The following is a 12,194-nucleotide window of genomic DNA, read 5'->3' on the forward strand; positions in this document are numbered from 1 at the left end:
CAGGCGATATGCCGTCGGTGACCGATGAGAGAGCAGATCTCGTCTGAACTCCCATTCCACTCCGAACCCGAAGGCCGCACCGCTACCGTGAATCACGTGGACGTCCGAGTGAACACCATCGATTCCCTGCTGCGCCGCTCCGCGTCGCGCACCCCGAACACCATCGCCCTCCGGTTCGCCGACCGCGACTGGACCTACCGCGACCTCGACGACGCCGTGACGCGCGCGGCCGCTCGCCTGCTGTCGCTCGACGTGGCACCCGGTGCCCGCATCGCCGCCTTCGGCGTCAACTCCGACGCGTACCTGATCGGCTTCCTCGCGACGATCCGCGCCGGCCTGGTGCACGTGCCGATCAACTTCGCTCTCAAGGCCGGCGAACTGCGCTATCTCCTGGAGGACTCGGGCGCGTCGGTCGTCCTGGTGGATCCGCCGCTGCGTCCCACGCTCGACGAGGTCGCCGGCGAGCTTCCGGTGATCGCTCTGCGCGACGCCGACGACAGTCTCCTGGCCACCGCGTCCGACGGGCCGGTCCCCTCGGTCGAGGCGACCGTCGCGGCCACCGACCTCGCGCAGCTGCTCTACACCTCGGGCACCACATCGGCGCCCAAGGGCGCGATGATGACTCATCAGGCGCTCGTCCACGAGTACGTGTCGTGCCTGGTGGGACTCGACTTCGCCGCCACCGACGCACCGCTGATCGCGATGCCGCTGTACCACTCGGCGGGCATGCACGTGTTCATGCTGCCGTACCTCTCGATCGGTGCGACGATCTCGCTGATCGAGAAGCCCGACGTGAGCGAGATCCTGCGGCTCGTCCAAGAGCGTCGCATCGGTTCGCTGTTCCTCGCGCCGACCGTGTGGGTGCCGTTGGCGAACAGTCCCGACCTCGACTCGCACGACCTCAGTTCCCTGAAGAAAGCACAGTACGGGGCGTCGATCATGCCGGTCACCGTGCTGAACCGGCTCCGTGAGCGGTACCCGGACATCGGCTTCTACAACTGCTTCGGCCAGTCGGAGATCGGACCGCTGGCCTGCATCCTGCGGCCCGAGGAGCACGCCGACCGTCCGGCGTCGGCCGGCAAGGCGGCGTTTTTCGTCGAGACGCGCGTCGTGGACGGCGAGGGCGTCGACGTTCCGGTCGGCGAGCAGGGCGAGGTCTGCTACCGGTCGCCGCAGCTGTGCAGCGGCTACTGGAACAAGCCCGAGGCCACCGAGGAGGCGTTCGCCGGCGGCTGGTTCCATTCCGGCGACCTCGTGACCAGTGACGAGGAGGGCTATCTGACCGTCGTCGATCGCATCAAGGACGTCATCAACACCGGCGGCGTGCTGGTCGCGTCGCGTGAGGTCGAGGACGCGGTCTACCTGCACGACGCGGTGGCCGAGGTCGCCGTGATCGGCACACCGGACGAGAAGTGGATCGAGGCCGTCACCGCCGTCGTCGTCCTCAAGGACGGGCAGTCGGTCGGCGAGGAGGAGCTGATCGCGTTCGTCAAGGAGCGGATCGCACCGTTCAAGGTCCCCAAGTCGGTGCTCTTCGTCGACGAGCTGCCACGCAACCAGAGCGGAAAGCTGTTGAAGAGGGAGCTGCGGGCGAAGGTGTGACGCGGCGGCCGCCCGTCACGTCGTCGCGGCGCATGCTCCGGCGTGAAAAGTGCGATCCATGGAATATCCTCTGACCGATCGATAGCCTCGGTGGTGGGCGCGGCGACGCGCCCACCACAGCCCATAACCGTCACCTCACGAGGAGGACGAGCATGACCGAGGAGCGCAACCACACGACCACCGATTCGGGTGCACCCGCGGGCAGCGACGAACACTCGCTCACCGTCGGAGCCGGCGGCCCGATCGTCCTGCACGATCACTATCTGATCGAGCAGATGGCGCAGTTCAACCGCGAACGCATTCCCGAACGTCAGCCCCACGCGAAGGGCAGCGGTGCGTTCGGCACCTTCGAGACCACCGGCGACGTCACCGGATACACCAGCGCATCGCTGTTCCAGCCGGGCGTCAAGACCGAGATGGTGGCCAGGTTCTCCACCGTCGCCGGCGAGCGCGGCAGCCCCGACACCTGGCGCGACCCGCGCGGATTCGCGCTCAAGTTCTACACCGACGAGGGCGTGTACGACATGGTCGGCAACAACACGCCGGTCTTCTTCATCAAGGACCCGATGAAGTTCCAGCACTTCATCCGGTCGCAGAAGCGGCGCGCCGACAACAACCTCCGCGATCACGACATGCAGTGGGACTTCTGGACGCTCTCCCCCGAGACCGCGCACCAGGTCACCTGGCTGATGGGCGACCGCGGCATCCCGCGCACCTGGCGGCACATGAACGGCTACAGCTCGCACACCTACCTGTGGGTCAACGCCGACGGTGTCAAGCACTGGGTCAAGTATCACTTCATCAGCGATCAAGGCGTCGAGTTCCTCACCCAGGACGAGGCCGACCGACTCGCCGGCGCCGACGGCGACCACCACGTGCGCGATCTGTTCGACGCGATCGCGGCCGGTGATCACCCGAGCTGGACGCTCAAGGTGCAGCTGATGCCGTTCGACGATGCGGCGTCGTACCGCTTCAATCCGTTCGATCTGACCAAGGTGTGGCCGCACGCCGACTATCCGCTCCACGAGGTGGGCCGGATGACGCTGCACACCAACCCGACCGACAATCACGCGCAGATCGAACAGGCCGCGTTCGAGCCGAGCAACGTGGTCCCGGGCATCGGCTTCAGCCCGGACCGCATGCTGCTCGGTCGAGTGTTCGCATACTCGGACGCGCATCGCGCACGGTTGGGCGCCAACTACAAGCAGATCCCGGTCAACCGGCCGCACAACGAGGTCCACAGCTACTCGAAGGACGGTGCGATGCGCATCGATCCGGTGAGCGACCCCGTGTACGCGCCGAACTCCAAGGGCGGCCCGGCCGCCACCTACCCCGGCCAGCCGGAACCGCAGTGGGCCGCCGACGGGGAGATCGTGCGCAGCGCGTATGTCGATCACGCCGAGGACGACGACTGGGGTCAGGCGGGCACGCTGGTCCGCGAGGTGCTCGACGACGCCGCGCGAGATCGGTTGGCGGGCAACGTCGCCGGTCACCTTCTCGACGGAGTGAGCGAACCCGTTCTGCAGCGGGCGTTCGAGTACTGGCGCAATGTGGACGCCGGTCTCGGAGCGGACATCGAACGCCGGGTCCGCGAGGGCTGACCGAGAGGGAGGGTGCACACTTGATCGGTGCGCCCTCCCGCATCGGGCGGGACGGCGGTGACGAGAGGACGACGATGAATCTGCTTCACGCCGCCGGTCGAGCGATGACCGGTGTCCCGTACATCAAGCTCGGGTACGACGCCGCCACGGCTCCGGGAATGCGCGTCGACGCGGCCGCGCCGCTGCTCGACAAGCTGCCGCTCCCGGTCGACAACGAGACCGTCGTCCGTGCGAACGGCGCGGTCCAGGCCCTCGGCGGGGCACTCATCTCCGCAGGCGTCGCACCGCGGTGGGCGGCCGCGGGAGTACTCGCGTCACTGGTGCCGACGACGTTCGCCGGTCACGCCTTCTGGGACTTCGACGACCCTGCGATGCGCGGTCAGCAGCGGATCCAGTTCTTGAAGAACCTCGCGATGGCCGGCGGTCTCGTCACGATCATCGCGGCGGGCAAGAAGTAGCGGCACACCTGAACCGCGCCCGGTGACCTCCCGCGGCACTGCAACCGCACTCGATCACTCCTCCCAGCGCTCGCTCCTGCTCGGGTAGCGCACCCGTAGATGACTGTAGAGGTATGTGCTGACGAGCAGGGTCGCGGCCGATCCGACGGCCCACCACAGCCACGGGTTGAGAAGGTCGTCGCGCACCGCGGCGACGACCCAGATCAGGACGGTGCCGACGGTCATGATCGTGGCGACCAGACGCACGGTCAGTACGATCGTCGCAGCGATCGACCAGAGTGCTTGTCGCCCCGTCGTGCTCATGTCCGCCAGAATAGGGCCTACCGGCGAGTCAGTTGAGCGGTAGGTGTCTACGTGAACCCACGGCGATGGCGCCGAAGGAGACTCCGAGGAACACGATCAGCGCGAGCAGGAGCTCCAGAGTGGTGAACGGTGGAGTCAGGGCGGCAAGGACGGTCGGCATCGCGAACCCGATGTAGGCGACCGCGTAGAAGACGCCGGTGAGGCGGGCCAGTTCGTCCGGCGGCGCGATCCGCTGCACTTCCATCAGTCCCGAGGTGAGGCCGATGCCGAAGCCGACGCCGAACACGATGCTCGCGACGACGCCGACGATGAGGTCCTCCTCGGTCACCGCGACGATCATCACGACGATCCCGACGATGAGCGTGCCGAGCGACACGAGCAGTCCGCGAGCGCTGGACACCGAGTCGATGCGTTTGGCCAGCGGTTGGACGGCCGCACCGGTGCCGAGCGCGATGACGCTGAGCAGGGTGCCGTAGGCGAGCCCGAGGCCGCCCGCCGCGTCCTTCAGCAGGACCGGCTGATAGCCGTACGAGAGTCCGCACGCGATGAACAGCCACGGGCAGCAGATCATCACGATCCGCACGAAGCGACGGTGGCGAGCGGACGCGACGAGGAGCCGACCGCGCCCCGCATCGCGTCGCGTCCTCGCCGGTGCGGTCTCCGTCGGGCGCAGGATCAGCAGCAGGAACGGTATCGCGACGATCAGGTGCAGAAGGAACGGCAGGACGTGTGTCCACGGCCCCCACTGCGCGATGCAGCCCGCGACGAGGGCGCCGACCGCCGATCCGAGCGTGAAGGCCAGCGATGCCCGTCGCGCTCCGGACGACGCATCGGCGTCCTGGTCGAACGGCTCGCGGGAGAGTTCTTTGAGCCACGTCGTACCGACGGCGGTCGCGGTGCCCACGGCGATGCCGGAGAACATGCGACCCAGGAAGATCACCCAGAGGCCGAGGCCGCCGATCGCGATCAGGACGCTCCCGATCAGGGCCGCCACCACCGCCGCGATCATCGGCGGACGACGTCCCACACGGTCGGCGACCGCACCGGAGATCACCAGTGCCGGCACGAGGCCGAGGACGTAGATCCCGAGGAAGGCGGTGACCGTCGACGCGGAGAAGTGGTCCTGCTCCTGGTACATGACCAGGAGCGGACTGAACTGGTTGCCCGCCCACGCGCATACGAAGAGGGCGCCGAAGACGAGCACCCAGTCGCGCGGGGAACGGCGCACACCGCTCGTCGACGCCGCGGTCCGAGTCGTCCCGGCGGTCACAGCGCGCCCTGATAGCGGTCGAAGTGGCTCTGCAGCTGCACCGAATAGCGGTCGGCGTCGCCGCCGCGCAGGCACGCCGCCAACTCTTCGTGGTCGACGAGCGACGACCCGAGATTGGCCGGGTCGATACGCAGCAACAGGTTCCGTAGACGCTGTTGACGTGCCCGAAGCTGGTCGTAGAAGTGCTCGGCGATGGCGTTCCCGGACGCACGCACCACCAGGAGGTGGAAGTGGTCGTCGGCGGCGACGAAACCGTCGACGTCCTCGGCGCCGGCGAACCTCCGCTGACGCGCCAGGTTCTCGTCGAGTTCGGCGCGTATGCGCAGATCGGGTCCACCCGCGGCGAACACCTGCGCGGCCGCCGCCGCCTCGATCGCGTGTCGCATCGTCAGCACGTCCTCGGCCTCCGACGGAGTCATCGGGCGGACGACGGCGCCCCGCCGGGGCTGCAGATCGAGGAGTTGCTCCGTCGACAGACGCAGGAACGCCTCGTGGACGGGCGTGCGGCTGAGCCCGAGCTCTCCGCTCACCGCGACCTCGCTGAGCAGAGTCCCACCGGGCAGATCACCGCTGATGATGCGGTCTTTCGTGGTCTCGTAGGCACGTGCGGCGGCGACGTCGGAGGTGGCTGGCATGACTGCGACGCTACCTTGCGTGCAAGGTTGCATGCAAGATGCCGGATGCGCGTCACACCTGGTCGGATGTACACGAATAGTGGATGATCGACGGTATGCGCTTCTTGCTGAATCTGATCTGGCTGGTGCTGTGCGGCTTCTGGATGGCCATCGGATACGTCGTCGCGGGCATCGTCTGCTGCATCCTGATCGTCACGATCCCGTTCGGCATCGCGTCGTTCCGCATCGCCGCCTACGCGTTGTGGCCGTTCGGTCGGACCACCGTCTCGAAGCCGGACGCCGGTACGGCGTCACTCGTCGGCAACGTCATCTGGATCGTCTTCGCGGGCATCTGGCTCGCGATCGGCCACATCACGACCGGCATCGCCATGTGCATCACGATCATCGGCATTCCGCTGGGCATCGCCAGCTTCAAGATGGTGCCGATCTCGCTGATGCCGCTCGGCGTCGACATCGTCCCGGTGGATGCGGTGCGGCAGGCGTACTGAGCTCAACTCGCCGGATGCGCCTTCGTGAACGCCTTGATCGCGCTGCCCACGCCCGGGTAGAAGCTGTCGGGTGAGATGTCGGCGATGATCTTCGCGGTCTCCAGGGACTTCTTCAGTTCGGGAGTGACGCCGGCGAGCACGAAGTGCGCACCGATCGAGTGGACGAACCCGATCAGGCTGTGCATCGAACGAGCCGCCGAGTAGTCGACGTCCGATGTCGCGGACACGTCCAAGACCAGCCATTTCACCGGATCCGGCGCACCTTTCACCAGCGCGGTCACATCGTCGGCGAAACGGCCGACATTCGCGTAGAACAGGTCGGCGTCGTACCGGAAGACGATGAGCCCGGGCATGGTCTGGCGGCCCGGCGAGGCCTTCTCGTAGGCACGCCGCCCATCGTCGTCGAGGCCGATCACGAACCGTTTGGGCCGATACTGCCGGTGGATCATCTGCAGCAGCGACAGGACCATCGCGGCGACGATGCCGGTCAACACTCCGAAGAACACCACCATGAGCGTCGTCGAGACCGCGACGGCGCACTCGATCGGTCGGATCCGCCAGATGCTCACGAACGCCCGCGCGTGGACCAGCTCCACACCGACGACGAAGACGATGCCCGCGAGCACCGCCTCCGGCAGGTGCTCCAGCAGCGGTGTCGCGAAGGCCACGACGAGCAGCGTCGTGACGGCCATCGTCACGTTCGCCAGCTGCGAGCGCCCCTTCTGCTGGTCGAGGACCGCCGTCTTGGTCGGGCTGGAGTTGACGACGAACGTGCCGGTGAACGCGGCCGCCACATTCGATCCGGCGAGCCCGAGGATGTCCCTGTTCACATCGACGTGGTCGCCGTGGCTCTGCGCGAAGCTGCGCGCCGTCGCCGCGCTCTGCGCCAGGATCACCAGCACGCAGCCGAAGGAGACGGTCAGGATCTGCGGAGCCACCGACCAGACGTCGCTCATCGCCGGGAAACGGACCTGCGGAAGCCCGGTGTCGACGTGTCCGATGGTCTTGACCGATTCCGGGTGGGCGATCATCACGACGGCGATGCCGCCGCTGCGGCCGGAACTTCTTGACGCCGAACATCGCGACGACGGTGATCACCCCGAACACGACGGACGGCCAGGAGATGCGGCCGAGACCGGTCAGGATGTCGATCCACTTCCCGACGACGTGCCGTCCGCGGTCGGTCTCGAGACCGAGGATTCCCGGGATCTGCTCGGTGACGACGAGAAGCCCGATGCCGGCGAGGAACCCGGTGAGCACCGCGGTCGACAGGAAGTCGCCGAGAAAACCGAGCCTGCACACCCAGGCGATCAACAGCATCACCCCGGTGACCAGTGCGATCAACCCCGCCCACGCCAGCCACTGCGCAGAATCCGGGCGCAGTCCGGCGACCCCGAGACCGGCGATGCCCGACGCCAGCAGCGCCGCCGTCGCCGAATCGGCGCCGACGACCATCAGCCGGGACGCACCGATCACCGCGAACACCAGCACCGGGACGATCAGTGAGTACAGACCCGCACCGAGCGGGACCTGTGCGATGGAGCTGTACCCCATCGCCTCGGGAATCGCGACGGCCGCGAGCGAGACTCCCGCGAGCACATCGGCGCGCAGCCATCGGGGACGGTAACCGCGCAGCGACTCCGGAATGAGCAGTGACCTGCTGAAAGGCATACACGAGACTATCCCCGCGAGGCTCGGAGACGACGATGCCCCGCGCACCGGACGGGTGCGCGGGGCGGTGGTCTCGACTCCGCTCGACCGGCGGGCGGGAAGAGAGGACTTCTAGTGGCCTCGGCGAATCCACTCGTCGAGGTCGCCCGCCTCGGCGCCGACAGTCGTCTCGTCGCCGTGACCGGTGCACACGCGCGTGTCGTCGTCGAGCACCAGGATCCGATCGCGGATCGAGGCGATGATGTCGTCGAAACTCGAGAACGAGCGGCCCGTCGCCCCCGGACCGCCCTGGAACAGGGTGTCGCCGGAGAACAGGACCTTGGCCGACGGCGCCCAGATCACGCACGACCCCGGTGAATGGCCGGGCGTGTTGATCACCTGGAGCTCGTCGTCGCCGACCTCGATCACCTGACCGTCGACGAGCTCGCCGTGCGGTACACCGGGATGGGTCTGCTCCCACAGCATCTCGTCGGCCGCGTGCACCAGCATCGGAGCGCCGGTGGCCTCGGCCAATTCGGGTGCGACGCCGATGTGATCGTTGTGCGCGTGCGTCAACACGATCGCCACGACTCTCCGGTCGCCGACCGCGGCGAGAATCGGGGCGGCGTCGTGCGCCGCATCGATGATCACGGCCTCCGTGTCGTCGCCGACCACCCAGACGTTGTTGTCGACGTCCCAGGTACCGCCGTCGAGCGAGAACGTACCCGAGGTCACGACGCGATCGATCCGCAGCGTCACAGGACCACCACCGAACGCAGGACCTTGCCCGCCTCCATGGACGTGAACGCCTCGTCGATGCCGTCGATGCCGATCCGCTCGGTCACGAACTTCTCCAACGGCAACCGCCCCTGCAGATACAGATCCACCAGCATCGGGAAGTCACGCTCGGGCAGGCAGTCGCCGTACCACGACGACTTCAACGCACCGCCGTGGGAGAAGAAGTCGACCAACGGCATCTCCAGACGCATCTCCGGCGTCGGCACACCCACCAGGACCACCGTTCCAGCCAGATCACGCGCGTAGAACGCCGTCTTGTACGTCTCCGGACGGCCCACGGCCTCGACGACGACGTCGGCGCCGTTGCCGCCGGTCAACTCCCGCACCGCCTCGGCGACATCGTCGGTCTTCGACGCGTCGATCGTATGGGTGGCGCCGAGTTCGGTGGCCCACTCGAACTTTCCGGCGTCCCGGTCGATCGCGATGATCGTCGTCGCACCCGCGAGCTCGGCGCCCGCGATGGCCGCATCGCCCACACCACCGCAGCCGATCACGGCGACCGAGTCGCCGCGCGAGACCTGACCGGTGTTCATCGCCGCACCCAGACCGGCCATCACCCCGCAGCCCAGCAGACACGCCACGGCCGGGTCTGCGGACGGATCGACCTTGGTGCACTGTCCCTCGTGGACCAGTGTCTTGTCGGCGAACGCGCCGATGCCCAACGCCGGCGTCAGCTCGGTGCCGTCGGTCAACGTCATCGGAACGCTCGCGTTGTGGGTGTCGAAACACAGGTGCGGCTTGCCCTTACGGCACGCACGGCACTCACCGCACACCGCACGCCAGTTCAGCACGACGAAATCGCCGACCTGGACATGCGAGACGGCCTCGCCCACGGACTCGACGACACCGGCCGCCTCATGGCCCAGCAGGAACGGGTACTCGTCGTTGATTCCACCGGTCGCGTACGCGAGGTCGGTGTGGCAGACACCGCAGGTCTGCACTTTCACGACGACGTCGTGCGCCCCCGGATCGGGGATCACGATGTCGACGAGTTCGGTCGGCGCGTTCTTGGTTCGGGAGATGACTCCCTTGACCACCTCGGACACTCCGGGCTCCTATTCAGTTCGATGCATGTCTGTCCCTGACGATGTTAGGTCACGTGCATCGAACCGGCTTCGGAACTACTTCAGCGCCTCGAGCAGCTGCGCCTTGCTCATCGTCGAATAGCCCTTGACGCCCTTGGCCTTGGCCTCCGCCTTGAGCTGTACGACGGTCTTGTTACCGGTGCCTGCGGGTTTCGCCGCGCCGGTCTTGGCCGCCGTGGTCTTGGCAGTGGCAGTCTTGGCAGTCGCAGTCTTGGCTGCCGTCGGCTTGGCTGCTGCAGTCTTGGCTGCCGCCGGCTTGGCTGCCGCCGGCTTGGCAGTCGCAGTCTTGGCAGTCGCCGGCTTCGGTGTCGCAGCCTTGGGAGCATCAGTCTTGGCCGCATCGGCCTTGGCCGATGCGGCTTCAGCGGGCTTGGCGGGGGTCGGCTTAGCCGCAGCCGGTTTGGCGGGAGTCGCCTTCTTCGCCGGAGCGGCCTTCTTCACCGACGCAGGCTTGGCCGAGGTCGCCTTCTTCGCTGCCGCGGCCTTGGTCGGCGCCTTCTCGGCGGCCGCAGGCTTGGCCGGCGCGGTCTTCTTCGTCGGTGCCGGATTCTCGGCGGCCTTCGGTTCGGCCTTCTTCGGTTCGGCCTTGGCCGCAGTCTTGGCGGCCTTCTTCTCCGGCGCCTTCTCCGCGGGAGCCTTCTTCGCCGGCAGCTTCTTGGTCTCCGACTTCGTCACGGCCGCGACGATCTCGGCGCCCGGCTCGTCCTTCTTGGCCAGCGGCGAGTAGGCGATGAGGAGATCGCGAAGCGCCACGACTTCGTTCGAGAGGCGCTTGATCTCCTCTTCAAGGCGTTTGATCAGAGTCTTCTTGGCAGTCATTCGGCAGGTCCCTCCGAAGATGTCGTGTCGCCCACCGGCGGTTTCCGTGCAGGCTCGCCCAACACCCTACGACGACGAGCCGCGGATCGGGGCACCCGACGCGGTGTTGGCGTGAATTGCGGTCACATGGTCCACCTGCAGTTCTTCATCGAGAACCACGAGATCGGCGCGACGTCCCACTGCGATGAGCCCGATGTCGTCGCGCCCCAGGACACGGGCCGGCGTCGTCGAGCACATGGCCGACGCGGCGAGGAGCGCATCGTCGACGGTGGCGGCGCCGGGTCCGGACAGCAGCCCCCGCACCGTGCGCGCGAAGAGCGCATCCATCGTGGCCGTACTGCCGGCTATGGCATCGGTACTGGTCAGACGCGCGACTCCGTCGCGGACCCGGACATCGAGCGAGCCGAGCATGTAGTCTCCGTCGGCCATTCCCGCGGCGACCATCGCATCGGTCACCAGGGACACCCGTCGCTTCCCGAGGGTCCGCTGCACGTCGGCGACGAGCGCCGGATGCAGGTGGACGCCGTCGCCGATCAGCTCGACGGTCACCCGCGGATCCTCGGTCAGCGCGAGGATCGGCCCGGGTTCGCGGTGGCGCAGCGGAGCCATCGCGTTGAACAGGTGAGTTGCCACACTCGCACCCCGCGCGATCGCTTCGCGGGTCTGGTCGTACGTCGCATCGGTGTGCCCGACAGCCACCCGCACGCCGGCGGCGACGAACCTCTCGACGGCGGCGAGAGCCCCCGGGAGTTCCGGGGCGAGCGTCACCATGGCGATGGCGCCGTCCGCGATCTCGAGGAGATCGTCGATCTCCTCCGGGTCCGGATCACGGAGCCGGTCGGGTGCGTGCGCACCGCAGCGAGCGTGTGCGATCCACGGCCCCTCCAGATGGATTCCAGCACTGGCGCCGGAGCGGACGAACGGCGTCAGTCGTCGCACGATGTCCGCCAACTCGCCGCGGGACGCGCTGACCGTGCTCGTGACGGTCGTCGTCGTTCCGTGAGACCGATGGAATGCCGCGGCCGCGGCGACCTGCGCGGCGTCGCCGTCGGTGTACGAGGCTCCCCCGCCACCGTGGACGTGCGTGTCGACGAATCCGGGTACGACGATCCCGCCGGGCGCCTCCTGATCGGGTGCGGTCGGCGGACGGCCGGCACCGACCCCGTCGATCGTCCCGTCGGTCTCCGACACCCATCCGGGACGGTGCACGACCCCGTCGCCGACGACGGCGTCCGCCGCAATGATCATTCCCAGCTCCCGCCGCCGTCGGACTCCTCGCGTCCGAGCGTATCGACCGCCGGGGCGCGGCACAGTCGACCGGTGTTACTCCGTTCGATGTATTTCCCGGCCGGAACGATGCATAACGACTCTGGCCGACGATCAATCGTTGTACCTCTGCATACAGGCACGCTCGGCGAGGAAGAGACCCATGACCTACCCATCAGGCAATCCGCAGCCCCCGTTCGGATACGGTCCGGACGCCGC

12 protein-coding genes and 1 pseudogene are annotated in these 12,194 nt (G+C 67.6%); 4 read left to right on the plus strand and 9 right to left on the minus strand.

What is annotated here, in order from left to right; genetic code table 11:
• The first annotated feature begins 96 nt into the window (after window positions 1–96).
• The 3 genes from BKA16_RS02255 (at window position 97) to BKA16_RS02265 (ending at window position 3,661) form a co-directional block, all read left to right on the plus strand.
• On the plus strand, window positions 97–1,602 hold the full coding sequence (locus BKA16_RS02255; protein ID WP_343067248.1) for a fatty acyl-CoA synthetase: 1,506 nt from the start codon (window positions 97–99) through the stop codon (window positions 1,600–1,602).
• A gap of 152 nt (window positions 1,603–1,754) precedes the next feature.
• The gene (locus tag BKA16_RS02260) at window positions 1,755–3,203 is read left to right on the plus strand and encodes a catalase (RefSeq protein WP_183369053.1); all 1,449 of its coding nucleotides are present in this window, start codon (window positions 1,755–1,757) and stop codon (window positions 3,201–3,203) included.
• 74 nt (window positions 3,204–3,277) lie between these two features.
• Window positions 3,278–3,661 (plus strand): DoxX family protein, encoded by a 384-nt coding sequence (locus tag BKA16_RS02265; RefSeq protein WP_183369055.1) that lies wholly within the window; start codon window positions 3,278–3,280, stop codon window positions 3,659–3,661.
• Window positions 3,662–3,715: 54 nt separating this feature from the next.
• On the opposite strand, the gene BKA16_RS02270 is transcribed toward BKA16_RS02265, so the two are convergent.
• From BKA16_RS02270 to BKA16_RS02280, 3 genes are read right to left on the minus strand one after another with little or no spacing between them, the layout of a single operon-like run.
• Complete coding sequence (locus BKA16_RS02270; protein ID WP_183369057.1) at window positions 3,716–3,964, minus strand: hypothetical protein; 249 nt, start codon at window positions 3,962–3,964, stop codon at window positions 3,716–3,718.
• Window positions 3,965–3,992: 28 nt separating this feature from the next.
• Window positions 3,993–5,234, minus strand: a complete 1,242-nt coding sequence (locus BKA16_RS02275; protein WP_183369059.1) for an MFS transporter — start codon at window positions 5,232–5,234, stop codon at window positions 3,993–3,995.
• Entirely contained in the window at window positions 5,231–5,869 is a 639-nt protein-coding gene (locus BKA16_RS02280) for a GntR family transcriptional regulator (RefSeq protein WP_183369061.1), read from the minus strand. Before BKA16_RS02280 ends, BKA16_RS02275 begins: the two co-directional genes overlap by 4 nt.
• Window positions 5,870–5,964: 95 nt before the next feature.
• Between BKA16_RS02280 and BKA16_RS02285 the strand changes: the two genes are divergently transcribed.
• Window positions 5,965–6,357, plus strand: a complete 393-nt coding sequence (locus BKA16_RS02285) for a YccF domain-containing protein (RefSeq protein ID WP_183369063.1) — start codon at window positions 5,965–5,967, stop codon at window positions 6,355–6,357.
• 2 nt (window positions 6,358–6,359) lie between these two features.
• Here the strand turns inward: BKA16_RS02285 and BKA16_RS24130 are convergent, their stop codons facing one another.
• The 6 genes and pseudogenes from BKA16_RS24130 to BKA16_RS02310 all read right to left on the minus strand — a co-directional run bounded on the left by BKA16_RS24130 (window position 6,360) and on the right by BKA16_RS02310 (window position 11,957).
• A complete protein-coding gene (locus BKA16_RS24130; protein WP_343067249.1) occupies window positions 6,360–7,388 on the minus strand; it encodes a SulP family inorganic anion transporter in 1,029 nt (342 codons plus the stop codon).
• A 76-nt stretch (window positions 7,389–7,464) separates the two neighbouring features.
• A pseudogene (locus BKA16_RS24135) lies at window positions 7,465–8,028 on the minus strand (SulP family inorganic anion transporter); the annotation flags it as partial.
• Window positions 8,029–8,139: 111 nt separating this feature from the next.
• Window positions 8,140–8,766 (minus strand): MBL fold metallo-hydrolase, encoded by a 627-nt coding sequence (locus BKA16_RS02295; RefSeq protein ID WP_183369065.1) that lies wholly within the window; start codon window positions 8,764–8,766, stop codon window positions 8,140–8,142.
• Window positions 8,763–9,851, minus strand: coding sequence for an S-(hydroxymethyl)mycothiol dehydrogenase (locus BKA16_RS02300; protein ID WP_183369067.1), 1,089 nt, complete (start codon window positions 9,849–9,851; stop codon window positions 8,763–8,765). Before BKA16_RS02300 ends, BKA16_RS02295 begins: the two co-directional genes overlap by 4 nt.
• Window positions 9,852–9,926: 75 nt before the next feature.
• Window positions 9,927–10,709, minus strand: coding sequence for a Rho termination factor N-terminal domain-containing protein (locus BKA16_RS02305; RefSeq protein WP_183369069.1), 783 nt, complete (start codon window positions 10,707–10,709; stop codon window positions 9,927–9,929).
• A gap of 66 nt (window positions 10,710–10,775) precedes the next feature.
• On the minus strand, window positions 10,776–11,957 hold the full coding sequence (locus BKA16_RS02310) for an N-acetylglucosamine-6-phosphate deacetylase (RefSeq protein ID WP_183369071.1): 1,182 nt from the start codon (window positions 11,955–11,957) through the stop codon (window positions 10,776–10,778).
• Window positions 11,958–12,194: the final 237 nt, after the last annotated feature.

It is taken from the genome of Gordonia humi (assembly GCF_014197435.1).
GTDB classification, from domain to species: domain Bacteria; phylum Actinomycetota; class Actinomycetes; order Mycobacteriales; family Mycobacteriaceae; genus Gordonia; species Gordonia humi.

What these genes read in the sequence shown, in the direction of transcription:
- BKA16_RS24130 (WP_343067249.1), bottom strand. Translation starts at nt 7,388, where the DNA reads ATGATCGCCCACCCGGAATCGGTCAAGACCATCGGACACGTCGACACC.
- BKA16_RS02260 (WP_183369053.1), top strand. Translation starts at nt 1,755, where the DNA reads ATGACCGAGGAGCGCAACCACACGACCACCGATTCGGGTGCACCCGCG.
- BKA16_RS02305 (WP_183369069.1), bottom strand. Translation starts at nt 10,709, where the DNA reads ATGACTGCCAAGAAGACTCTGATCAAACGCCTTGAAGAGGAGATCAAG.
- BKA16_RS02285 (WP_183369063.1), top strand. Translation starts at nt 5,965, where the DNA reads ATGCGCTTCTTGCTGAATCTGATCTGGCTGGTGCTGTGCGGCTTCTGG.
- BKA16_RS02270 (WP_183369057.1), bottom strand. Translation starts at nt 3,964, where the DNA reads ATGAGCACGACGGGGCGACAAGCACTCTGGTCGATCGCTGCGACGATC.
- BKA16_RS02280 (WP_183369061.1), bottom strand. Translation starts at nt 5,869, where the DNA reads ATGCCAGCCACCTCCGACGTCGCCGCCGCACGTGCCTACGAGACCACG.
- BKA16_RS02310 (WP_183369071.1), bottom strand. Translation starts at nt 11,957, where the DNA reads ATGATCATTGCGGCGGACGCCGTCGTCGGCGACGGGGTCGTGCACCGT.
- BKA16_RS02265 (WP_183369055.1), top strand. Translation starts at nt 3,278, where the DNA reads ATGAATCTGCTTCACGCCGCCGGTCGAGCGATGACCGGTGTCCCGTAC.